Source organism: Methylocystis sp. ATCC 49242 (genome assembly GCF_000188155.2).
In the GTDB taxonomy this organism is placed as follows: domain Bacteria; phylum Pseudomonadota; class Alphaproteobacteria; order Rhizobiales; family Beijerinckiaceae; genus Methylocystis.
Genome location: NZ_KE124773.1, coordinates 19,114 through 41,664, shown reverse-complemented (window position 1 = coordinate 41,664; position 22,551 = coordinate 19,114). Strand labels below are relative to the sequence as shown.

At 61.2% G+C, this 22,551-nt stretch carries 17 protein-coding genes and 1 pseudogene; 7 read left to right on the top strand and 11 right to left on the bottom strand.

Annotated features, from left to right (window positions below; translation table 11 throughout):
* Positions 1 to 542 precede the first annotated feature (542 nt).
* Together MET49242_RS01370 and MET49242_RS25990 are read right to left on the bottom strand one after the other, a co-directional pair.
* The gene (locus MET49242_RS01370; RefSeq protein ID WP_244430629.1) at positions 543 to 2,168 is read right to left on the bottom strand and encodes an ABC transporter ATP-binding protein/permease; all 1,626 of its coding nucleotides are present in this window, start codon (positions 2,166 to 2,168) and stop codon (positions 543 to 545) included.
* Between the two features lie 471 nt (positions 2,169 to 2,639).
* Positions 2,640 to 2,841 (bottom strand): annotated as a pseudogene (locus MET49242_RS25990) (hypothetical protein); the annotation flags it as partial.
* 212 nt (positions 2,842 to 3,053) lie between these two features.
* Between MET49242_RS25990 and MET49242_RS01365 the strand changes: the two are divergent.
* Positions 3,054 to 3,260 carry a DUF2933 domain-containing protein gene (locus tag MET49242_RS01365; RefSeq protein ID WP_036279868.1) on the top strand — a complete coding sequence of 69 codons (207 nt, stop codon included), beginning with the start codon at positions 3,054 to 3,056 and terminating at the stop codon, positions 3,258 to 3,260.
* A gap of 76 nt (positions 3,261 to 3,336) precedes the next feature.
* Positions 3,337 to 5,625 (top strand): copper-translocating P-type ATPase, encoded by a 2,289-nt coding sequence (locus tag MET49242_RS01360; protein ID WP_051133933.1) that lies wholly within the window; start codon positions 3,337 to 3,339, stop codon positions 5,623 to 5,625.
* Positions 5,626 to 5,654: 29 nt separating this feature from the next.
* Here MET49242_RS01360 and MET49242_RS01355 read toward each other — a convergent pair whose 3' ends face one another.
* The 9 genes from MET49242_RS01355 to MET49242_RS25385 form a co-directional block, all read right to left on the bottom strand.
* Positions 5,655 to 6,008 carry a copper-binding protein gene (locus MET49242_RS01355; protein WP_051133913.1) on the bottom strand — a complete coding sequence of 118 codons (354 nt, stop codon included), beginning with the start codon at positions 6,006 to 6,008 and terminating at the stop codon, positions 5,655 to 5,657.
* A 21-nt stretch (positions 6,009 to 6,029) separates the two neighbouring features.
* Positions 6,030 to 9,218 (bottom strand): efflux RND transporter permease subunit, encoded by a 3,189-nt coding sequence (locus MET49242_RS01350; RefSeq protein ID WP_036279862.1) that lies wholly within the window; start codon positions 9,216 to 9,218, stop codon positions 6,030 to 6,032.
* Positions 9,215 to 10,603, bottom strand: coding sequence for an efflux RND transporter periplasmic adaptor subunit (locus MET49242_RS01345; protein ID WP_036279859.1), 1,389 nt, complete (start codon positions 10,601 to 10,603; stop codon positions 9,215 to 9,217). The genes MET49242_RS01350 and MET49242_RS01345 overlap by 4 nt, the downstream gene beginning before the upstream one ends.
* Positions 10,600 to 11,844: a TolC family protein gene (locus MET49242_RS01340; protein WP_036279856.1), complete on the bottom strand. Its 1,245-nt coding sequence runs from the start codon at positions 11,842 to 11,844 to the stop codon at positions 10,600 to 10,602. The genes MET49242_RS01345 and MET49242_RS01340 overlap by 4 nt, the downstream gene beginning before the upstream one ends.
* Complete coding sequence (locus MET49242_RS01335; protein WP_036279853.1) at positions 11,841 to 12,239, bottom strand: FixH family protein; 399 nt, start codon at positions 12,237 to 12,239, stop codon at positions 11,841 to 11,843. Before MET49242_RS01335 ends, MET49242_RS01340 begins: the two co-directional genes overlap by 4 nt.
* Positions 12,240 to 13,350: 1,111 nt before the next feature.
* Complete coding sequence (locus MET49242_RS01330) at positions 13,351 to 13,713, bottom strand: hypothetical protein (RefSeq protein ID WP_144259410.1); 363 nt, start codon at positions 13,711 to 13,713, stop codon at positions 13,351 to 13,353.
* A 1,676-nt stretch (positions 13,714 to 15,389) separates the two neighbouring features.
* On the bottom strand, positions 15,390 to 15,791 hold the full coding sequence (locus MET49242_RS26475) for a copper-binding protein (RefSeq protein ID WP_371212510.1): 402 nt from the start codon (positions 15,789 to 15,791) through the stop codon (positions 15,390 to 15,392).
* A gap of 190 nt (positions 15,792 to 15,981) precedes the next feature.
* Complete coding sequence (locus MET49242_RS01320) at positions 15,982 to 17,355, bottom strand: IS5 family transposase (protein WP_036280056.1); 1,374 nt, start codon at positions 17,353 to 17,355, stop codon at positions 15,982 to 15,984.
* Positions 17,356 to 17,731: 376 nt separating this feature from the next.
* Positions 17,732 to 17,908 (bottom strand): hypothetical protein, encoded by a 177-nt coding sequence (locus tag MET49242_RS25385; RefSeq protein ID WP_158497229.1) that lies wholly within the window; start codon positions 17,906 to 17,908, stop codon positions 17,732 to 17,734.
* A 656-nt stretch (positions 17,909 to 18,564) separates the two neighbouring features.
* Here MET49242_RS25385 and atpD point away from each other — a divergent pair.
* From atpD to MET49242_RS26470, 5 genes are read left to right on the top strand one after another with little or no spacing between them, the layout of a single operon-like run.
* Complete coding sequence (gene atpD / locus MET49242_RS01310; RefSeq protein WP_036279845.1) at positions 18,565 to 19,992, top strand: F0F1 ATP synthase subunit beta; 1,428 nt, start codon at positions 18,565 to 18,567, stop codon at positions 19,990 to 19,992.
* Positions 19,989 to 20,411, top strand: a complete 423-nt coding sequence (locus tag MET49242_RS01305; RefSeq protein ID WP_036279842.1) for a F0F1 ATP synthase subunit epsilon — start codon at positions 19,989 to 19,991, stop codon at positions 20,409 to 20,411. Before atpD ends, MET49242_RS01305 begins: the two co-directional genes overlap by 4 nt.
* Positions 20,404 to 20,691: an AtpZ/AtpI family protein gene (locus tag MET49242_RS01300; RefSeq protein WP_036279840.1), complete on the top strand. Its 288-nt coding sequence runs from the start codon at positions 20,404 to 20,406 to the stop codon at positions 20,689 to 20,691. Before MET49242_RS01305 ends, MET49242_RS01300 begins: the two co-directional genes overlap by 8 nt.
* A complete protein-coding gene (locus MET49242_RS01295) occupies positions 20,688 to 20,969 on the top strand; it encodes an ATP synthase subunit I (RefSeq protein ID WP_036279832.1) in 282 nt (93 codons plus the stop codon). The genes MET49242_RS01300 and MET49242_RS01295 overlap by 4 nt, the downstream gene beginning before the upstream one ends.
* A gap of 1 nt (position 20,970) precedes the next feature.
* Positions 20,971 to 22,548, top strand: coding sequence for a F0F1 ATP synthase subunit A (locus tag MET49242_RS26470; RefSeq protein WP_084678821.1), 1,578 nt, complete (start codon positions 20,971 to 20,973; stop codon positions 22,546 to 22,548).
* Positions 22,549 to 22,551: the final 3 nt, after the last annotated feature.

Sequence of the window (22,551 nt, the reverse complement as noted above, 5' to 3'; positions counted from 1 at the left end):
GCCTATCTGGTTCAGCATAGAGCCGCCTATAGCGATGCGCTCCGGCTACTTTCGAAACCATAAGTGGCGCGGTCGATTTCGCCGTCGACAATGCGAACGCCATTCACGCCGGTTGAAATGGTGATGTACGCAATAATTGCCGGCCCTTTGCCGGCGGCGCGTCCCATCTCGGCAAGTTCGGCGCATGAATCAAGGCGCGCCGGTCCCGCCACAGCGGGGCGTCAGTTCGTGCCAAGGGATTTACTGTTCCCGAGGTCTTATGCAAAAAGAATTCTCCAGCCTATTTGGGAGGCCCAGCAATCTTTCCCCGTTGCCCCGTCAGTCATCTGCTTACCCGGCACGACTTCTGAAGGGCTACGTGAGCCAGAAAACTTCCGTTCCTTAATCCAAATTTTGTCTAAGGGGCGCTGATGTCGTAATGCCAGGAGGCCATGTTTTTAGCATGGCTGTAAACGCGAGATCCAAGCGCGCTTCCCGGGCTTTCTGTCGCTCGCATCTGGCATATGGAAGGTTTGTTGCCTAGCATTCTAATGCGGTTACTATTATCTAGCTCCATTGGCGTTTGTGGACGCGGATCTAGCCTTGAGCTGAATCTCGCGATTGTAGAATCGCTTATCCAGATTGCGGCGCGCGGCATGGACAATGGTCGAGCCAGGCAGCCCTTCGCTGAGCAATTCCATCAGCCGGGTTTGGCTGAGGTCGTCGAGCGCCGAGGTGGGTTCGTCCATGATGATGATGTCGGGCGGCCTCAGCAGCACCCGCGCGAAGCCAAGCTGCTGCTGCTCGCCGCCGGAGAGCACATCGGACCAGCTCTGCTCCTCGTCCAGGCGTGACACGAGATGACCCAGGCCACAGGCGGTGAGGATCTTTTCGATGCGCGCCGGGTCCGGTGGGGTGTTGTCGTGGGGATAGTCGAGCGCATCGCGCAGCGTGCCCCGCGGCAGGTATGGCTGCTGCGGCATGAAAGCGATGCATGCATCCTTTGGACGGAGAATGCGGCCGCTGCCCCAGGGCCACAAACCGGCAATCGCGCGGATCAGCGTGCTCTTGCCGGCGCCGGACTCTCCCTTCACGAGGACTTTCTCGCCGCGTTCAATCACGGCATCGGTGTCCGCGAGCATAAGTGTGCCGTCGTGCTGGGCGATCGAGAGACCACAGAGATGCAAGGCGCCATCGTCGCTGAAGCCGAGATCAATCATCTTCTCCTCGGCCCCGATCGCGAGCTCGTCGAGGCTATCGAAGAAGAGGTCGAGCGTGGCGACGCGCCGCGCTGACGCGAACCAGTCGGCGAGGCGCATCGAATTGTCGGCCAGCCAGTTGAGCGCCAATTGCACCTGTATGAAGGCAGCCGCCGCTTGCATGAGATCGCCGAGCGACATTTCGCCGGCTAGATACTTGGGTGCGCCAAGCATGAGTGGTATGACCGGCGCGAGAACGTTATTGCCGCTTGACAAGAACAGCATGCGAGCCTGCCGTCCAATCACGTCAATCCATCGCAAGGCGACGTGATCAAATCTCGCACAGTGCAGCTCTCGCTCGGCGTCGTCGCCGCCGATTAGCGCGATCGTTTCGGCATTCTCGCGCGTGTGCGAGAGCTCAAAGCGGAAATCCGCCTCAGCGGCCGCTTTCCCCTCGACGCGTGCGACGAGCGGACGGCCCAGAAGCAGCATTCCATAAGACGTGCAGGCGGAATAGATCACGACCGCAATCACAAGGTAACCGGGGATCGTGACGCCCCAGAAGGTCAGCGAGCCGCCGATGAACCACAACACGCTGACGAAAGAGGCCGCCATGAGCAGAGCATTTGTGACGCCAGTCGCAAAGTCGACGAAGAGCTCGATGGCAATACGCCCGTCCTCGGCGATGCGTGCTTCCGGATTATCGACGAGACGGAGGACGCTGAGCTGATAAAAGCGCCGGCGCTCCATCCACCGCCGCACAAGCGTCCGCGTCAGCCACTCTCGCCAGCGCAACTGGAAGCGCATGCGCATTTGCAGCAATGCGACGCTCGTCGACGCAGAGATCAAGGCGAGCACGAGCATGAGGCCGATGCTGAATAAGATCAGGCGATGGTCCCTGTTCTGCAGCGCGTCGAAAAAAAACTTGTTCCATCGGTTCACCGCGATGGCTGGGATGAGGTTCAGGACAAGGCAGCCGAAGAGGCCCAAAACAAATAAGGCGGCCGTTCTGCGCGTCGGGCCGGTCCAGAAACCGAAGGAGAGCTTTGCAAAATGTCGCAGAAGCTTGGCGTCGGCTTTGGTTGTAACAATGGCTTCAACCATGTTGTTCCTGTCGCCGGGGCAGCCACCTGGCGTTATCCGGTTGGAATGTTAGTTCATAGCCGGCTTTCGGGCCAGCCGCTGAGGGCACGGCGGAGCTGGTCGAGGTAGCGCCGTGGCGCACAGCGAGCAGCGCGGGCGGCTCTTGCGGTCGATTTCCAAGCGACGAATGCAGCCGCACCTCGTTGGAATGGCGCCTGAGGCGCCCCGAAGGATGAACAGCTCGGCGATCACACCAAACGCCGACGCGGAGAGTGTTCGCGATGGATGCGAATCGCAAGGGCCTCGCGCGGGAACTCGTCGATGATGTTGAGCAGCACTATTTGCGCTGTCAGCTGCAGAGAGGGCCGAAATCAGCTTTGAGCGGAAATCGCGCGGATAGCGAATATTGACGCCATAGCGGTCCCGCCCCTCGACCGTTGTCGTTATTCGTTATCGTCTCTCCGCCCAGTGCGGTCGAGATAACCTCCTGCACGTTGCCGATCATGAGGCCGTAACGCGCTAGGGCGCTGCGGTCCGGCATGACGTCGAGATAATAGCCGCCAATGACGCGTTCCGCGTAGCCGAAACAATTTCACGCTGCTGCGGCTCGCGGCTTGTGGCGACCGAAAGGCGCCACAGAAGGGGCGGCGACGCTTGGCCGATCCGGTGCGATTCGCTTCGCTCGATCGAGCACTAGGGCCCCTATCGCCTTGACACTCCATGGCTTCCCGACGGGCGATCGGCTAGTCTGTCCGGCGTCAACGATCTTATCTCCTCTCTAAGGGGCCGATTATGAAATTTTCTCTCTCGAAAGCGCCTTTGTTGGCGCTCTACGCTTTAGCTGCCGCCTTCGTCCTTTACTGGCATTGGCGGCACGTTCTCGACGCCTTGCCATTCCTGGTCGTGCTCGCGTGCCCTCTGATGCATCTCTTCATGCATCACGGTCACGGCCACCATCACGACAAGGCCCCTGATAATTCAGAAAAACACGACGTCTAACGAAACCGTGTTTTCGCGCGCGCGGGACGCGAACGCAGCCAGCTCCCTCCCGCGTTGTGTCTCGGAAGGAATGGACATGAGCCATGAACACCATCATCACGGGTCCGGCCACAGCCATCCGCCGGAGCGCGATGCTGGCATTCATTCGTCGCAGGGCGGATATGTAGACCGCGCCGAAACTAGACAAAGCCTTCCCCCGTCTGGGGAGGGCGTGATCTACACCTGCCCCATGCATCCGCAAATTCGCCAGGTCGGGCCCGGCAATTGCCCGATTTGCGGTATGACCCTTGAGCCTGTCGTTTCGGCGGCGGAAACCGAACCCAGCGCCGAACTCACGGATATGACGCGGCGCTTCTGGGTCGGGCTCGCGCTCACCCTCCCTGTCTTCGTGCTGGAGATGGGCGGGCACTTCCTTAATCTCCACCATTACATCGCGCCGCAGATGTCGAGCTGGATTCAATTCGCCTTGGCGAGTCCCGTCGTTCTCTGGGCCGGTTGGCCATTTTTCGTCCGAGGCGCGCAGTCCCTCGTCACGCGCAACCTCAATATGTTCACGCTGATCGCCATGGGCACGGGCGTGGCGTGGCTCTATAGCGTTGTCGCGACCTTTGCGCCTTCACTCTTTCCCGCGACCTTCAGAAACGCGGACAACTCGGTCCCGATCTATTTCGAGGCAGCCGCCGTCATCACCGTGCTTGTGCTTCTCGGACAGGTTCTCGAACTGCGGGCGCGAGAGCAGACCGGCGGCGCTATTCGGGCGCTTCTCAATCTCGCGCCGGTCACGGCAAAGCGCGTCAGGGAAGATGGATCGGATGAGGAAGTCTCCCTGGACGAGGTCCATGTCGGCGACCGCCTCCGCGTGCGCCCCGGCGAGAAGGTCCCAGTCGACGGAACGATTCTCGAGGGCCGAAGCTCCGTCGACGAATCCCTGATGACGGGCGAGTCCATGCCGGTGACCAAGAGCGCCGGGGACAAGGTCATCGGCGGCACAATCAACCAGACAGGCAGCTTCATGGTGCAAGCAGAGAGGGTTGGCCGCGACACGATGCTTTCGCGCATTGTCGACATGGTCGCCTCCGCGCAGAGAAGCCGCGCACCGATCCAGCGCCTTGCCGACCAGGTTTCAGGCTGGTTCGTGCCACTCGTCATCCTGGTCGCTCTCCTGGCCTTCGCCGCTTGGGCCATATGGGGACCGGAGCCGCGCATGAGCTATGGCCTTATCGCCGCCGTTTCGGTTCTCATCATCGCTTGTCCCTGCGCTCTAGGCCTTGCGACCCCTATGTCCGTGATGGTGGGGATTGGGCGCGGCGCTCAATCGGGCGTTCTCATCAAGAATGCTGAGGCGCTGGAGCGCTTCGAGAAGGTCGATACGCTCGTTGTCGACAAGACCGGAACGCTCACCGAAGGCAAGCCGCGTGTGACAGCCATCCGCCCCGTGGAGGGCTTGGCCGAGAATGACCTGCTGGCTGTCGCCGCGAGCCTTGAGCGCGCAAGCGAACATCCCCTGGCGATCGCGATCGTTCAGGAGGCTCTGGCAAGAAATATGGCTTTGACCCCGGCCACGGATTTCGACTCGCCGGTCGGCAAGGGCGTCACCGGTCGGATCGACGGACGATCCATTGTCATCGGGAACCGCCGTTTTCTAGCGGAGCTCGACGTCGATGCGGCCGCGCTCGATAACGAGGCCGAGCGCCTGCGCGAAGACGGCGCCACGGCAATCTTCATCGCCATCGACGGCAAAGCCGCCGGCGTCATAGCGATCGCCGATCCGATCAAGGAGACGACCCCGGATGCCCTGAAATCGCTTCGCGACGATGGCGTCTCGGTCGTCATGCTCACAGGCGATAATTGGACGTCGGCGCGCGCCGTCGCGAAGCGGCTGGGGATAAACGAAGTCGAAGCCGAAATCCTGCCGGAGGATAAAAGCAAGGTCGTCGCCCGCCTGCGTCAGGCTGGCCGTATCGTCGCCATGGCGGGCGACGGGGTAAACGACGCCCCCGCCTTGGCCGCGGCCGACGTTGGCGTCGCCATGGGCACGGGGACGGATGTGGCGATCGAGAGCGCGGGCGTCACCTTGCTCAAGGGCGACCTTCGCGGCATTGTCCGCGCCCGTCGCCTGTCGAGAGCGACGATGCGCAATATCCGCGAAAACCTGTTCTTCGCGTTCTTCTACAACGCCGCCGGCGTGCCCGTTGCGGCGGGCGCTCTTTACCCCGCCTTCGGCTTGTTGCTCTCGCCCACGATCGCCGCCGCAGCCATGGCGCTGTCTTCGGTCAGCGTCGTCGCCAACTCATTGCGTTTGCGGCAAGCTCAGATCGAGCCTAAGCGGCTTCTGGAAATGCCGCCATTTCCAGGGGCCACTTAGCAACGCCGGCGGCGCTCTGAGCGGGAGCCTTATTCGGCGCGCTGTATCTGTTCGATCACGTAGCCGCCTTGTGGCGCTTTGCTTAGGGTGAAGGTTATCTTCGCGCCAGGCGCCAGCCCTTCGAGGTCCACGTTCGGCGCGACCTTGAAGGCCATTGTCATCCCCGGCCATTTCAGCGCCGGTATGGCCTCATGCGTGATTTGGATTTGGCGATCCGTTTTGTTGACGCCCTTGATGACGCCCTTCCCCGTCGCCTTTTCCCCCGCTTGCGCGGCCTCCTGCCGGTTCTGAGCCTGAGCTGCCGAAGGGGCTACGCCGACCATGGCCAACCCGGCAACCGCGACGACGACCAACAACAGTGACTGTTTCGCTTCCTCTTTCATTTTGCCTCCTTCTGGTTGAATTTATCGAACCGCCACTTGCGGCGATCCGATTCCGCCTGCGCTTGCTTCCTCGTGCCCTGAGCCGCCCCCGTCATCGCCCGCCGGCAAACCAGTCCCCTTGATCAGCGCGTAAATCGCCGGGATGACGACGAGCGTCAGCAGCGTGGACGACACCATGCCGCCGATCATCGGGACGGCGATGCGCTGCATGACTTCCGAACCGGCGCCCGTGCTCCAGAGAATCGGCACGAGGCCGGCCATGATGGCGACGACTGTCATCATCTTGGGCCGTACGCGCTCAACAGCGCCGAGCATGATCGCCTCGCGGAGATCGGCCTTGGTGAATGGCTTCCCCTCAGTAGCCCGCGCTTCCGCGACCTCCTGCATCGCCGCCTCCAGATAGATCAGCATGACGACGCCCGTTTCCGCGGCGACGCCGGCGAGCGCGATAAAACCCACGCCGACGGCGATCGACATGTTGAAGTTCAGGAGCCACATCAGCCAGACGCCGCCGACCAGCGCGAAGGGCAGCGACAACATGACGATCAACGTTTCAGTAATTTTGCGGAAATTCAGGTAGAGCAGCAGGAAGATGATGAAGAGCGTCACCGGCACGACGATGCGCATGCGGGCTTCGGCGCGTTCAAGATATTCGAACTGCCCGCTCCAGACGACATAAGAGCCTGACGGAAAGTCGATCGCCTCATTGACGGCCTTACGCGCCTCATTCACGAAGCCGCCGATGTCGCGGTCACGGATGTCGACAAAGATATAGACGGCGAGCTGGCCGTTCTCCGTGCGGATCGAGGTCGGGCCGCGAACCAGCTCCACCTTCGCGACTTCGCCGAGCGGTATCGTTCCGCCGCCGGGGAGCGAAATCAGGACTTCGCTGGCGATCGCCCTCGGGCTTGATCGAAAATCGCGCGGGTAGCGCACGTTGACGCCATAGCGTTCGCGTCCTTCGACCGTGGTGGTGACAGTCTCGCCGCCGAGCGCCGTCGCGATCGTCGTCTGCATATCGTCGATCATGAGGCCGTAGCGGGCAAGCGCCGACCGATCGGGCGTAATGTCGAGATAATAGCCGCCCATCACGCGTTCCGCGTAGGCCGAGGAGGCGCCGCGGACGCCCTTCACCACTTTCTCGACTTGCCGGGCGAGGCTCTCCATCTGGGCCAGGTCGCGGCCGAATATCTTGATCCCGACTGGGGTCCGTATGCCGGTGGCGAGCATGTCGATCCTGTTGCGGATCGGCATGGTCCAGGCGTTCGAAACGCCGGGGAATTGCAGCGCCGCGTCCATTTCAGCGATTAGGCTTTCGATCGTTGCCCCCGGCCGCCATTGTTCCTTCGGCTTCAAGTTGATGATGGTTTCGAACATTTCGAGCGGCGCGGGATCGGTCGCTGTCGAGGCGCGCCCGGCCTTGCCAAAGACCGACTCCACCTCAGGGAAGGATTTGATGATCCGATCCTGCGTCTGCAGCAATTGCGCGGCCTTCGTCACCGAAAGGCCCGGCAGAGTCGTCGGCATGTAGAGCAACGCGCCTTCGTTGAGGGCGGGCATGAATTCCGAGCCAAGCTGCCGCGCGGGGAGCATCGTGATCCCGAGCGCGGCGACCGCCAGCAATATGGTGAGGAGCTTGAAACGCATCACCAGTTGGATGACCGGGCGATAGATGAAGATCAGGGCCCGATTGATCGGATTCCGCGCCTCCGAAATGATCCGCCCGCGCACGAAGAGAATCATCAGCGCCGGCACCAGCGTCACCGACAGGAGGGCGGCCGCCGCCATGGAGAAGGTCTTGGTGTAAGCGAGCGGGCTGAACAGGCGCCCTTCCTGGGATTCCAGCGTGAAGATCGGCAGGAACGAGACGGTGATGATCAAGAGGCTGAAAAACAGCGCGGGGCCAACTTCTATTGCGGCGTCAATCAAGACCTCGATGCGGGACGCCTCGGGCGGCGCCTTCTCCAGTCGCTTATGGGCGTTCTCGATCATGACAATGGCGGCGTCGACCATTGCGCCGATGGCGATGGCGATGCCTCCCAGGCTCATGATGTTGGAGCCGAGCCCGAGCGCCTTCATCGCCGCGAAGGCCATGAGCACGCCCACCGGCAGCATGATGATGGCGACGAGCGCGCTTCTAAAATGCAGGAGGAAGACGACGCACACCAGCGCGACGATGACGCTCTCCTCGACGAGCGTGCTGCGCAAAGTCTCGATCGCCGCGTGGATCAGCTGCGAACGGTCGTAGACGGGGACAATTTCGACGCCCTTGGGCAGGCTCGGCGCAATCTGCGCCAGCGCCGCCCTGATATTGTCGATGACCGTTAGCGCGTTTGCGCCATAGCGCTGCAACGCAATGCCGCTTGCGACCTCGCCCTCGCCGTTCAGCTCCGTGATCCCGCGTCGCTCGTCAGGGCCGAGTTCGATACGGGCGACGTCCTTCAGCAGCAGCGGCGTCCCCTCTCCGGCGCGCAGCACGATGTTTTCGAGATCGGCGATTCCCTTCAGATAGCCGCGCCCGCGAACGATGAACTCGAATTCCGAAAGTTCGACCGTCCGGCCGCCGACATCGGCGTTGTTGGCGCGGATGACCTCGCGAATCCTGGAGAGCGGAATATTGAGGGCGCGCAACCGGTTCGGATCGACGACGACATTGTATTGCTTGACGAAGCCGCCAACGCTCGCGACTTCGGCGACGCCCTCGGCTTTGGCGAGGCCATAGCGGAGCGTCCAGTCCTGGAGCGAGCGCAACTCCGCTAGCGTCATCTGCTTGGCGACGAGCGCATATTGATAGACCCAGCCGACGCCCGTGGCGTCGGGGCCGAGAACTGGCGTTGCGCTGGCCGGCAAGCGCTTGGTTGCGGCGCTAAGGTACTCGAGCACGCGACTGCGCGCCCAATAGACGTCGACACCGTCCTCGAAAATCACATAGACGAACGAGACGCCGAAGAAGGAAAAGCCACGGACCACTTTCGACCGCGGCACGGTGAGCATCGCGCTCGCGAGCGGATAGGTGACTTGGTCCTCGACCACCTGCGGCGCCTGGCCCGGATATTCCGTGTAGACGATCGCCTGCACGTCCGAGAGATCGGGAATGGCGTCGAGCGGCAAGGTTCGCACCGCGTAGACGCCCGTGGCGATCGCGAAGACGGTTCCGATGAAGATCAGCACAAGGTTGCGGGCTGACCACGCGATGAGCCGGCCGATCATTTGCCTGCCCCGCTCTGATCCAGCGTCTGCAGCGCCGCTTTGAGATTGCTCTCGGCGTCGATGAGGAAATTGGCTGAGGTCACGACACGGTCGCCTTCGCCGACGCCGCTGGTAATTTCCGCAAACCCGTCGCCGCGCCGGCCGATCTTGATTTCCCGCGGCTCGAACTGCCCCTCCTCCTTATCGAGGATCACGACCTGTCGCTTGCCCGCGTCGATGATGGCGCTGTCGGGGACCGCAAGAACCTTGTCGGTTCCACCGGCGGCGATCTCGACATCCGTGAACATGTCGCCGAGCAGCATGCCGCCGGGATTGGGAAGTTCGATGCGTACGCGCGCCGTGCGCGTTTCCGCGTTCAGATGCGGATAGACGACGGCGACGCGCCCCTCGAAAGGTCGGTCCGGGTACGACCGCGCACGAATGATGGCTGTCTGACCCGGCGCGACTGACGGAACATCCCGCTCGGGAATGTCGGCAAGGACCCAGACGACGCTGTGGTCGACGATACGGAAGAGCATCTCGCCCGGGGCCGCGCGCATGCCGGTCAAGGCGGCGCGTTCGATCACATGGCCGCCTTGCGGCGCGGGCCAGGTGATGACGCGGGGTACCTGACGGCTACGCGCAATGGTAGCGATCGTCGCTTCATCGAGGCCGAGGTTGACGAGGCGACGTTTGGCGCCTTCTATGCGTGCTGCGGCCCGCGAATTCAGCACCGCCACATATTCAGCAGCGACGCTGGAAAGGTCCGGCCCATAGACGCGCATGAGCGGCTGCCCTTTGCGCACATAATCGCCTTCCGCAATTTTCCCGACGGATTCGATAAAACCCTCGAAGCGCAATGAGACGACCGAAGTGCGCCGCGGGTCGAACTCAACGCGGCCGGAGGCGCGAATCGGAACGGTCAGTGTCCGCCGCTCGACAGGCTCCGAGCGGACGCCCGTTTTCTGCATTTTTCCGGGACTGAGCGTGACCGTCGAGGCGTCCTGAGACTCATCGGCGTAAACGGGGACATAATCCATCCCCATCGCGTCCTTCTTGGGAACCGGCGATGTGTCGGGCAGGCCCATCGGGTTGCGGTAGTAGCGGATGCGGCGACTTGAGGTTGGGTTCGGCGTGGGCGCCGCCGGCTTGTCTTCGAAAGCGACGTCTTCGCTCGCGCGAACGCCGATATAAGCCTTTCCTGCATCGTTCTTCTTCGGGGCAATGGAAAAGAAAGGGCCGTCGGGATCGCGATAATAAATGATCGGACCGGTTCCGACGTGCGCATGCGTTTCGGTAGTTGCTTTGCTACCCGACCAGTTGGCGCGCCACAGCAGCACTAATCCAGCGCCACTCAGCGCCACCAGTGCGAGGGCAGTAACGAGAACGATTTGAGCGCGTTTCATAGGGAGCCTCCCGCGAGGCGTTCGAGGTCGGCGTATTTGCTCTGCTCCTCGACCTTGTAGGCGAGGAGCTCCAATTCGATCGCGCGAAGGCGACGTTCCGATTCGAGAAGCGTCGCCAGGTCAGTCGTTCCCGCATCGAATCCCTTGCTCGCGGTTTCCACCGATAGTCGCGCGGGCGGCAGCTGCCGCTGCTCGAATATCTTGATGGCCTTGCGAATGGCTTCCAGGCGAAACCAAGCCTCGGCGACGTCGCCGTCAAGCCGGATGCGGAGCGCCTCGTTGCGCGCCTGCGCCGCGCCGAGACTGGCGCTCGCCGCGCGCTGCTCGGCGTCTTTCGCTTCATATTGCAGCGGCACCTTGAACCCGAGCAGGAACTGGCCGCTGTTTTCCCCTGTCGGCCGCTGCACGAAGGTCGCGCCGGCGGTAATGTCCGGATAGTAGTTGAGGTCGGTCAGCTCCTTGGCGCCCGTGGCGGCGCGCACCTGAGCATGCGTCGCCGCAAGTTGCGGGTTTGACGACCGGGCGAGGTCCTGAACGCCGGCGAGGGTGAGCTTCGTCTTCAGCGGCCGGAAACCCTTGGGAGAAGCGAGCGGCGCAAGGGCCGCGCGGCCGATCAGCGCGTTCAATCGAGCCGCCGCCAATTTGGCGTCTCCCTCTCGTCGGGCGACATCGGCAGCGGCATTGGCTGCTTCGATCTCCGCCTTGATGACTTCCTGCTGATCGACCGAACTCGCGCCATAGCGCAGGCGAAGCAGCGCTAGCAGGTCGTCGACGCGCTGCTTCAGCGACTTCGAGAGGTCAACGGCACGCTGGGCGGCGCCATATAGGGCATAGGCCGTCTTCACGCGCGCGACGAGATCGACCTCGATCGCCTCGCTCTGACGCCGAGCCACGTCGGCGTCCGCCTGGGCAATGCCCTTTTCCAGATCGGTCTTCCCCCACAGTCTGAATTGCTGCTCGACGCCGATCCAGCGCTGGCCAACGCCGCGGCTATTCACGTCCCACGCCTGGAGAGTGACCGTGGGGTCAGGCTGGACGCCCGCGGCGCCGACGCGATGCGCCGCGGCGTCCGCGTCGAGGACAGACGCCGCAAGCTCCGGGCTCAGCCGCCGGGCCAGCGCCACAACGCTTTCGACCGTCGCGCCCGGCATCTCCCTTTCGCCCGCTGAAACAGGCCACACGGTCAGGCCCGCAACGACTGCGGTCACAGCCAAGAAGGCAAGACGGCATAGGCGCTTCATGGCGTCGCCTGTAGCACCAGGCGACTTTGCAGCGTTTCGCTCTCCCCCTGGACCTTCGCCGCCAGCGAGATGCGCCAGCGCCCCTCGTCGGTTAGATCGACCTTGAAGCGATAGACGCCGGGCTCCGCGCTCGGCGCTTGTTCGATCGCGCTTGTCATGGCCTCCATATCGTCCGGCGCCATATCGAGCCGCGTCGCGAAAATCAGGGCGTCCGGCACGGGCTTTCCGTCCGGCTTATGGATGAGGCGGACGGCGGCCACCGTCTGGCCTTTCTTGAGTTTCGCATCGACCAGCTTGAATTCGTAGTCGGCTATGGCGGCTTGGGCATTAGTAGCGCCGACCAGGCCGAGCGCCAGCAGCGCCCAGCAGGCCATCCGCAAATTTGTGGGAGGCATCCGAAATACTCCCGCTTCCCTTTGGAAGAGTCGCTACGTGGAATAGGGCCATTGTCACGAACCTGGGGGAGATCGTGAGGATACGGCCGGGCCGGGCGAGCAAGGCCTGATTATCCGAAGCGGCGCGGACGAAGTCCGTCGCATCGCTTTTGAGACAAACAGCTTGCCATACCCCCAGTTAAGGCGCTTGCAGCTTTAGGAGATTGGAGGCCGAAGGTCGGGAGAACCCGAGAGGCCGCGACGCATCGCGTCGTCGCGGGGTTGAGGCAAAAAATCGACCCCTGCGGCGACTGACGGCGCTATGGAGAAAGTCGGCGCCAGCTGAACGGCCCCGCAAAGGAGAGAGTCGCAGTGCCTCGGTATCGGCGCATGGTCGCTATGGCTATCTGGACAGTCGTCTGTCGCGGTCATCCCAGCGCAAGAATGCGCCGAGGGCGCAGCAAAGCCCGACGCCGCGCCCGTCAAAGCCGCGACAATCGTAAGGACGGAGACTAGATAGCGTAACCAGCTTAGCTTCATTGTCATTCTCTGGAACAATGGATAGCACGACAAGCTACTGCCTGTAAGGGCCTTTCGCTGCCCAAGATCGCGTCAGGCTGACCCGTGTTTAAGCCGGGACCCGCGACTCTCGACGGCGCCCATAATGAAGAAGGCCCGCCAGATTAATCCGGCGAGCCCTCGCTTTGCGTTCAGAGACTAATTAGCCTCTATTCTCTTCGACCGGTCAACGGTTGCAATTCCAGACCCAGCCTCGTGCGACGTCCCAATCCCAGCAGACGTTATGCACATGGGCGGGCTCACCTGATGAACCGCTCCAGTCTCGGTGCTGATGTCGCCAGTGTCCGCCGATGTGTTGCATGGCGCTATGTTCGCGATGCTCTTCGCTTTGCGCCATGGCGGGTAGACTTGTCGCGAGCAACGCCGCGGCGATCAAGAGTGAGAATTTAGGCATTTTTAACTCCTTTCAGGCTTGTCAGCCTGCGGTAAACCATGCGCCGTTCGGCGCTCCGAATTGCACTTTGAGTTCGATTGTTGCATCCGGCCACGCGAGCGCTCGCACCCGCCAACTCGGCACGTTCTTTGATTCGGATGCTAGTGAAGCGCGCGCCCTTCAGGCGATCGGCGGCCGAAGGTCCGGCGACCTTAAAAGCCCACGAAGCCTCAACTCTTCACGCGAATACGCCAATCGCGAGAACGCCGCAGAAACCGGCGATAGCGCGATGGATGACGGCGGCAACTGCCACGCCCCGCAGAGGAGCGGGTCGCAATCAATCGGGATCACAGCATCGCCGTGACCGTCCGGACAGTCATCCATGACCATCTGCGCGCAGGAATGAGCGCTGGGCGCGGCGTAAGAAGCGCCTATCGCGCCAATCAAAGCCGCCGCGATGATAAGCGTGGAGATGAACAGACGCAGCCAGCGCAGGATCACGGCGCTCCCCAACTGACGAATTTTAGCGACGCGCGCGACCACAAAACAATTCCCCCTCCCACGCTTCTTATCAGGTAATCATTGCGTGCGAAAGATCCAGAGGGGGCGCGGATGACGTCTGTCACGCTGCGCTTAATTGTTATAATGCGGTGCTTTAGGTGCTTCGCTGCATCTTATTCGCCAATCAATTTTTCAAGAATCGGTCGAATGTCCTAGAAAAGTCGCGAAGACGATACTTCGTAAGTCTCAAATAAGGTGCAACAAACGCGATCAGATTTTCAAATAAAATACACGTTATCAAATTGAGCGCATGGTTAAGCTATTGAAATGGTTGAATCCAGAATCTTGCAATTAAGTGGAGCGTGACAGGCTCATGAGTGCCGTTTCGAAACAAAATCGAGGGCTCTTGAACGAAATGCTCGCCGAATCAGCTCAAGTTCTCGATACTGCATCGGTTGATGCCGCTCTCCGGAGAAGGGCTATTCAATGCGGCCTTGCATCGCGGCGACATGTTCATGGCGACGGTGCGGCCTTTACGCCAGCTCGGGTGAATTGTCGGAGCAATATGATTAGACAACCGGCGCGCAAACAATAGCCAAAAATCTGGTCTGGAGCTATGCGGCTTATCACTGCCGTCGCCAGCAGAAAGGCGGCCGCTCGCTTTTCCCCACCTTAATGATGACGCTGGCGTCCTTGCTGGAGGCGCGCCAGTCTCCCACAGCTCGCCCAACGCGACGCTCTGGCAGCGACGGCCACCGAATTCGATCGCTCGGAATGCCTATCTGATTCAGCATAAAGCCGCGATCCCCTCCCGGGACGACCAATTAGCTTAAGCTAGGGCGTTGCGCAGGATGCGTGCGGTAACAAGCGCCTCCCTAATCGGATGATCTTTGCCCACCTCGCGAGGACGTCGTTGTTTGAGCCTAAGGCCATGGAGAGGTTGCAGGCCAACAATTTTTAGTTCTTACATTTCCACACCCATCCAACTCCGGGGTTCCACTCCCAACAAACGTTATGCACGTGGCGACCTTCCTGCTGACTCCAATCTCTGTGCATGTGCCGAAAGTGCCCGCCAATATCTTGGTCGGTGCCTCGCGCGCTGTTCTGTGCCATCGCTGGAAAGCCTGTGGCTGCGAGAAAAGATGCAGCGGTCCAAAGAGCGAGCTTACGCATTAGGTCCTCCGCTCATTTTGCTTCGCCCGGAAGCAGCCTCCTTGTGAGGGCTTGGGCGTCAACATCACCTTAGATGGGTCTCTCGGGTCGGACTCACAAGAGCGGCAAAAGTGAGTGTCTGCGGCCTTATCTCTCCTACCCGATGACATAGAAGGGACACGCCTGACCGCCTGTAGGCTACTCAGCAACAAGGGGTGTCCCGGTGGCTTGCTTGTGTCCCCATCATTCATCGGCGCCTGTATTTGAACGAACGCTACACGCTCGGGTTTAACCACGCCACGCCGCTTTCAAGGCCCACTCCATGAACAACAACGATACCCGCTCAGGCAATGGCTCGGATCCCGCGATGGGATCCGACCATGCGCGATTAGCAGCTTGCGTGCCTCCGCGTTGACCCTCTTGACCACGCCTTCGCCGGACGCCTGTTGGGCGGTTTCAGCGACGAGCCGCTGTCGCACCGTCTCGCCTGCGCCAAGGAGGGACCCCCTAGCGTCAGGCGAGCGCGACCAGTACGGCGATACGCGGATGTTGCGTGGTCACAAGCGTTACAGAAAAACCGGTCTGTTCTGGGTTTTGACAGGCGCCAAACCGAATAGGCGCATGGCGCCCACGGCGGCATACGGAGCGTCCGCAGGCCAGGAACGATCCGCAATCGCGATCCGCGGTATGATCGCAAGATGGAGGAGCGTTGTAGAGAGCCGGCGGCAATCGACGTCATCACGGCGGACTCTCGATTTTCGTCCTATGCGGATGTTGACGATTCTCGCGACCCCGCCGCTATGGTCGCATTGAATCTCGATTTCATCGCCCCCACGGAGCGAGGCGAGATAGGCGGCGTCCGTAACCGGGATGTTTTGTATCGTCATCGCCGGCGTGCGGATTCGATGGATGGCTCCATGGGCGACGGTAATGCGAGTCGCGGGAAGATCGACCTTTCGAACAACCACCCGCACCCATGGCGCTCCTGTAGAGGCCGCCTCGGTTGGCCGCAGCTTATCGATGCGTTTCACCCTCGTCGCGTCAGTCGGGCTCAGGGTCACATAGCATCCGCCATGACCAGCTTCCTGCTGCTGGGCGAGACCGGGAAAGGACGTCGCCGCCACGGCCGCGCCTCACAACGCCATTACTTCGTTATTTTTATTCGTCTCCCGTGAAGAATGCGCTTGAAGCTGCGGACAGGGCTTCGCCATAGGCTGAGAAGAGCGCGTCGATGAAGGCGCGCAAAAACTTCAGCCAGGCCAGCAGGCGTCTGAAGTTGTAGCCGGCGGCGGCCAGCACCGCGTTGGCGGCGTCGCCTATGGCGTGGGCGAGGAAGTTTCGGCCCATGCGGTGGTCGGTCTTGGCGTGGCCGATCACCGGCTCGACAGCGGAGCGGCGCTTCATCTCGCGCTTGATCGCCTTGGTCATGCGCCGTTTCTGGCCGGCGATGAACACTCGGAACTTGCGCTCTGGCGGGGCATTGTGGCCGCGGTAGCCGCGGTCGGCGAGAATGCGCTGCATCGGCGCGCCGATCATTTGCTCCATCTCGGGGATGACCGTCGCCAGCGTGTGGCCGTCGTAAGGCGCGCCCGGCAGCGCCTTGGCGTGAACGATGAACTGCCCGCCCTTCGAGCGATGCAGCGTCGTCGCCACCGACACCTTCACGCCAAACTCATAGGGCTTGTGGGCCTTGCCCTTGCCGATGCATTCCACCTCCGGCGCATGCAGGCTGTAGACCTTCTTGCCCCTCTGGTTCTGGCGCTGCTCGCGCACGCGCTCGGCCAGCCACAATGGGCGGCGAAAGACATCGATGAGCGCCTCGTTTCCCTTTGCCTTGCGGGCGATGTCGCGCATGACGCGGCCAAGGAATGTTTTGATCTTGCGCAGCGCCTTGTTCGCCCGCTTGTGCTGTTTGGCGTGCTTGTAGCGCTGATGGTCGATGAGCGCGTATTTGCCGATTCGCTCATAGGACTGGCGCAGCGCGACGCCATGCTTTTTGGCGAGCCGCACAAGCCTCTCTCGCGCGCGGTGCATGAGCTTCGCGTCGGTGGGGAAGGCGACGGCCTTCTCCTGCACCGTCGTGTCGACGATCACCTTGGTGAAGTCGGCGGGCTTCGCTGCGCCGGTGCGAGTCGCGACGGACAGGCTCTCCTGCAATAGCGCCGCGAGCTTCTCCTCGCCCATGCGTTGGCGCCAGCGGGTGATCGACGAGCGGTCGAACGGCAGCCGATGGGCGAAAAACTCCTCGCCGCAGAACAGCTGATAATAGGGGTTTTCCAGCCAGCGGTCGCACAAAACCTCGTCGGAGAGGTCGTGCATGTGCTTCAAAATCGCGAGGCCGGCCATGAGCCGCGTCGGCAGCGGCGGCTGGCCGGGACCGTCGGAATAAACCGCGCCGAAGCGCTGCTCGAGAAAGCCCCAGTCGATCGCCGCGGCGAGCTTTACGAGCGGATGCGCCCTGTCGACGATCTGATCGAGCCGCGCCCGGAAAAGATCGCTCTGCCCGCTGTCGCGTCGCTCCTTCGGCCGCATCGAAAGCGTCTCCCTTTTCGATCCCGAAAAGGAGAGAATCACGCCATGCCGCCCAGATCAAATCGCCGGAAAACAGACCGAAAGCACCCGCTTTCTTGCAAAAAACGATACTTTTCCAATACGGAAAACAGTGTCTCAACAGCGCCTTATGGATAGTTCACGGGTGACTTATTCCGGTGCTCCGCTTATTTGCGCCCCAGAGGACGACCTTCTGTCGTCTGCGCGTCTGCTGAAAAAAAATAAAAACGCCACGATCTCGGCGGTCGCGGAAAAGCCAGGCCACCTCCGACGTCTCGACGTCGGGCTTCTGCGCCCTACTGCTGCAAGTTAGGCGATTGGCGGCCGAAAGTCTGGGGGGCCAGAAAGACCGTGGGGCTCAAGTTCGTCGCGTAGCCTGAGCGGCCGCACGAATCATCATCGTCGAGGAAACTATGATCTCGGCTGGCGGCAGGATGGTTTGCATCAGGCCGCAGTTCAGCGCCGCACCGACCAGCGGGTCGGCGTTTTCGCCGTTTATCCCCTTGAGGCAATCATCCATGTCCACCGTCGTCACGCCGACCCTTCGCCAAGGCGGCCAACAGGGCAAAAAATGAGAAGCGCACGCGTGCTCATCTCCAATGCGGGCTCTCGGTTATCGGAGCGCCGGACCTCGTCTCCAGGCTTCTTCGTCACTCCCTTCGGATCCACGCCGCCCTATCTCTCGCTCCAAGTAACGCCGCCGCCAAGTCCTGTGACGCCCGGCGACGGCGACGCCATCCGGAGGAGGCAGCCACATGCGAAAACTCGTCCTCTTGACATTAGCGGCGCTATTCTTCGCTGCGCCGGCAGCACAAGCCCAACGCGCCGGCCCGTTCCCTGGTAGCGGGAACCTGCAGAATTACGGCGCGCACTGGCGCTATCAGCACCGCGATTGGAGCCGGCCTTGGCGTCCCCTCAACCCCGGCGTCTGCTGGGAATGGAACGATTATATGGGCCAGTGGGAGTGGCAGTGCTAGATAACACAACCTAAGCAGGGATTTCTGGTCCCTGCTTAGATTTTGTTGGTCGAGCAGGTTTTTGGTCAGAAAATCGAGCCTAAGCTTTTCCAAATGCTGCATAGCTGCCGAGGGACCATTCGCTGAAGATCGGCGCTAGGGCGGCTGGCGAGTTGACAGGACTTCGTCGCCCTCTGAAACTTTCGGGGAAAGACCCTTTAAACTGGCCGCTTCGATGAATCGAGAAGTCAATGACGCCCGACCGACCGGACGCGTGATCGCGGTGCACGGGTCGGTGATAGACCTGCGGTTCTCGCCCGAGCATCTTCCGATCATAAACGAAGCGGTGTCCATCCAATGGGACCTTGGCGCTCCCGTTATTGCGGAAGTCCAGCAGCATCTAAATGCGAGCACCGTTCGCGCCGTCGCATTAGAGAATACGGCGGGCCTGAAGCGCGGGACCCCCGCACGCGCTCTGAGCTCTCCAATCCAAGTGCCCGTCGGAACCCCCGTGCTCGGAAGGCTCCTCGGCGCTTTGGGCGAGCCCGCTGACAATGGGCCGGCTTTCCCACTCGATATTGAACGACGCCCCATTCATAGGGCTCCTCCAGAAATTTCCAGGCGCGGGAGCAGCCTGGAGATTTTCCGCACTGGCATTAAAGCCATTGATCTCCTTGCCCCACTGGTAAAGGGCGGCAAGGCGGCGATGTTCGGCGGCGCAGGAGTTGGCAAGACAGTCTTGATCATGGAGCTTATACGAACGACTGTCGAGCTGCATTCTGGCATCTCGGTATTCGGCGGCATTGGCGAGCGCTCGCGCGAAGGCCATGAGCTACTCCTGGAACTTGGCCAATCTGGCGTGCTGAAACAGACTGCGCTCGTGTTCGGGCAGATGAACGAACCGCCCGGAGCGCGTTGGCGCGCCGGACTCACTGCGCTCGCCATCGCCGAGTATTTCCGAGACACCGCCCATGAAAACGTTCTGCTTCTCGTCGACAATGTATATCGTCTAGTCCAAGCAGGAGGAGAAGTTTCTGGGCTGCTCGGGCGGCTTCCTTCCCGCGTCGGCTACCAACCGACGTTGTCGACTGAGATTGCTGAATTCGAAGAGCGAATCGCTTCGGTTGCTGGGGCCGCCATTACATCGATCCAAGCCGTCTATGTGCCAGCAGACGATTTTACCGATCCGGCTGTCGCGGAAATATTTAGCCACCTGGACTCTTCCATTGTTCTTTCCCGCGACATGGCGAGCGAGGGAATGTACCCGGCGATAGATCCTTTAGCCTCCACCTCGAGCCTCCTTGACCCCAGGTTGGTTGGCGACGTCCATTACAGAACCGCGCAGGATGTCCGCAGCGCGATTGCACATTACCGTGAGCTTCAGGAGATTATCGCTCTGCTCGGTATCGAAGAGCTAAGCGCGTCTGATCGCAGCACGGTCAAAAGAGCCCGCCGTCTCATGCGTTTTCTAACCCAACCGTTTCTCGCCACGGTGAGTTTTACCGGAATGCCTGGCCGATCGATTGAGCTTGAGGCGACGCTTGCTGGATGTCGCGCAATCCTAAAGGGCGAGACCGATGACTGGGCTGAAAGCTCACTCTACATGGTGGGCGATATCACAGAGGCGCGTGGGAAAGAGGCGACAATGAGAAGCGCAAAATGAAACTCAACGTTTACACCCCGCTTGCAACCGTCTTGGATGGTTGGGATGTCGCTTATCTTCGCGCCGAGGATGAATCAGGCGCGTTTGGCGTTTTGCCCGGTCACGCTGACTTCCTTACAGCGCTCACGGTTTCGGTCGTAAGTTGGCGGGACTCTAAGGGAACTGAGCATCACGCGGCGGTGCGTGGGGGAATCTTGGAGGTGCGCGGGGGAGATGAGGTTACGATCGCCACAAAGGAAGCCGTGCAATCCGACGATTTGGTCACGCTAGAAGCAGAAGTGCTCAGCGCTTTCCGCCGAGCGCAAGAAGAAGACAAAGCCGCTCGCATCGACGCCCAACGGCTATACCTCGCAGCGATTAGACAGATTTGCTGCTTTCTAAGGGCTGAGGGCGGAAAGGGCGCGCGGTTGCATGAATGAGGGGAAGCGAAAGAACCACGACCATCTTGAAGAAGCTGTCAGATTACGGCGGGGCCGACGCGCGCTTGGCCAACAAGAAGGGGAGCGCCCGATTGGACGCAACCTCGCGCTTATCGGCGCTTTGGGCTGGACAATCGTGACGCCCACATTGATCGGCGTCTTTGTTGGGCGCTGGCTCGACGGCCGTCTCGCTTCCGGCATCTTCTGGACCTTGAGTCTGCTCGCAATCGGCCTCGCGCTCGGATGCGCGCTAGCGTGGAAAAGGATGCAAAGCGAATGACTCCGGAGGTTATTTCTATTGCTTTTCCCGCAGCAGTCGCAGCCATATCGGGCTTCGTCTTTGGGCTCGCTTATTTCGCGGCAATGCGTGCAACGGTGGCGCGCATTGTCGCGGGCTCGGGCTGGATGGTCCCTACCACCCTTACGGCGGCCCGAATAATCGCCGTGACGATCCTGCTGTTCTTCATGGCGCGCCTTGGGGCCGCGCCCTTACTCGCCACCTTTGTCGGCCTCCTTATTGCTCGCCAGTTTGCGCTGCAACAGCGAAGAGGCCGATGATATGGCCCTTACTCGGCAAAGCGCACTCTATCTTTTGCGTAGCTTTGTACAAGGGCGAGCGCGAATTTGCTTCGCTTTTGCCGTGGCCTTCCTCTTAATGTTCCAGACTGGGAGCTTTTCCCAGCAGGCCAGCTTCGGAGAATGTTTCGGCCCAAATCTGCAACATCGCATAGAAGCGTGCGGCAGTATTATCGCCGGGCGGCGTGAGAGCAAAAGCAACCGGATTGCGGCGTACCTAAATCGCGGCGAAGCTTATCGCGCGGCGGGAGACCTCGACCGCGCCATCGCCGATGTGGAACACGCGCTGCAACTTGACCCGAAATCGGCTCAGGCCTACGCCGACAGGGCGGCCTTGTTTTATGACAAGGGCGCCCGTGAGCGCGCCATCACGGACTACACCCAGGCGTTAGCGTTTCAACCGCGCTTCGTCCTTGCGCTCCTGCGCCGAGCAGAGGCTTTTCGGGCCGGAAAGCAATGGGACGCCGCCATCGCCGACTATCGGCGGGTTCTCGACATCGATCCTACACAGGTCGAAGCTTACGTTGGCCGCGGCGACGCTTATCTTGCCAAGGGCGACGTCGACCGGGCGCTTTCTGACGTCACCGAGGCCATCGGGCGGGCTCCAAAATCGGCTGAGCTTTACTGGAAGCGTGGGACGCTCTTTCGCTCGAAGGGAGAACTCGACAACGCCCTGCGGGACTTTTCGGAGGCCATCCAGCTCAATCCGGAACTTCTTCAAGCCCGCGTCGACCGCGCCGATATGTATCGCGCGCAAGGTAATTTGCCGCTCGCCCGGCAGGATCTCGAGGCTGCGCTCAGAGTTGATCCTGAATTTCGCCCGGCCATTGAGGCGTCTGCAACGCTTTCTAAGCTCGTCGAAGCACAGAAAGCTGTCCGACCGCCGGCTCGAAAACATTCCCCCCTCGAGAGCGCGGTTATTTTCCAGATCGGACCGGTTCCCATCACCCGCCCAGTCGTGACGACATGGGCGATCATGCTGGCGCTCTCCATCGGCTCGTGGCTTGTAACGCGCAGCTTGCCTTCCGTGCCCGATAGGCGCGCGGCGGTGCTGGAGCTCATCGTCATTGGCGTCATGCGGCAAATCGAGGACGTGCTGCAGAAAGACCCCAGACCCTACCTCTCTCTGCTCGGGACCCTGTTCATATTCCTCGTGGCTGCCAATCTATCCTCTCTGATCCCGGGGGCCGAAGCGCCGACAAGCAAGCTGGAAACGCCGGCGGCGCTTGCTCTCATCGTGTTCTTTTCGGTGCATTACTTCGGGATCAGGAGCCGAGGACTGCTCAAGTATCTTGCAAGTTTCGCCGAGCCAAAACTCATCATGTTGCCCCTCAATATCGTCTCCGAAGTGACGCGCACCTTCTCGCTCATGGTGCGACTGTTCGGCAATGTGATGAGCGGTGAGTTCATGATCGCCCTCGTTGTATCGCTTGCCGGGCTTTTCGTGCCAGTGCCGCTCATGTTGCTGGAAGGGCTGCTTGGGATCATTCAGGCGTATATCTTCACCGTTCTCGCGACTGTTTTTATCGGCGCCGCGATCGGTAGCATTGAGAAAGGCTAAGGA

What these genes read in the sequence shown, in the direction of transcription:
- MET49242_RS01365 (WP_036279868.1), top strand. Translation starts at nt 3,054, where the DNA reads ATGAAATTTTCTCTCTCGAAAGCGCCTTTGTTGGCGCTCTACGCTTTA.
- MET49242_RS01360 (WP_051133933.1), top strand. Translation starts at nt 3,337, where the DNA reads ATGAGCCATGAACACCATCATCACGGGTCCGGCCACAGCCATCCGCCG.
- MET49242_RS01355 (WP_051133913.1), bottom strand. Translation starts at nt 6,008, where the DNA reads ATGAAAGAGGAAGCGAAACAGTCACTGTTGTTGGTCGTCGTCGCGGTT.
- MET49242_RS01350 (WP_036279862.1), bottom strand. Translation starts at nt 9,218, where the DNA reads ATGATCGGCCGGCTCATCGCGTGGTCAGCCCGCAACCTTGTGCTGATC.
- MET49242_RS01345 (WP_036279859.1), bottom strand. Translation starts at nt 10,603, where the DNA reads ATGAAACGCGCTCAAATCGTTCTCGTTACTGCCCTCGCACTGGTGGCG.
- MET49242_RS01340 (WP_036279856.1), bottom strand. Translation starts at nt 11,844, where the DNA reads ATGAAGCGCCTATGCCGTCTTGCCTTCTTGGCTGTGACCGCAGTCGTT.
- MET49242_RS01335 (WP_036279853.1), bottom strand. Translation starts at nt 12,239, where the DNA reads ATGCCTCCCACAAATTTGCGGATGGCCTGCTGGGCGCTGCTGGCGCTC.
- MET49242_RS01320 (WP_036280056.1), bottom strand. Translation starts at nt 17,355, where the DNA reads ATGCGGCCGAAGGAGCGACGCGACAGCGGGCAGAGCGATCTTTTCCGG.
- atpD (WP_036279845.1), top strand. Translation starts at nt 18,565, where the DNA reads ATGAATCGAGAAGTCAATGACGCCCGACCGACCGGACGCGTGATCGCG.
- MET49242_RS01305 (WP_036279842.1), top strand. Translation starts at nt 19,989, where the DNA reads ATGAAACTCAACGTTTACACCCCGCTTGCAACCGTCTTGGATGGTTGG.
- MET49242_RS01300 (WP_036279840.1), top strand. Translation starts at nt 20,404, where the DNA reads ATGAATGAGGGGAAGCGAAAGAACCACGACCATCTTGAAGAAGCTGTC.
- MET49242_RS01295 (WP_036279832.1), top strand. Translation starts at nt 20,688, where the DNA reads ATGACTCCGGAGGTTATTTCTATTGCTTTTCCCGCAGCAGTCGCAGCC.
- MET49242_RS26470 (WP_084678821.1), top strand. Translation starts at nt 20,971, where the DNA reads ATGGCCCTTACTCGGCAAAGCGCACTCTATCTTTTGCGTAGCTTTGTA.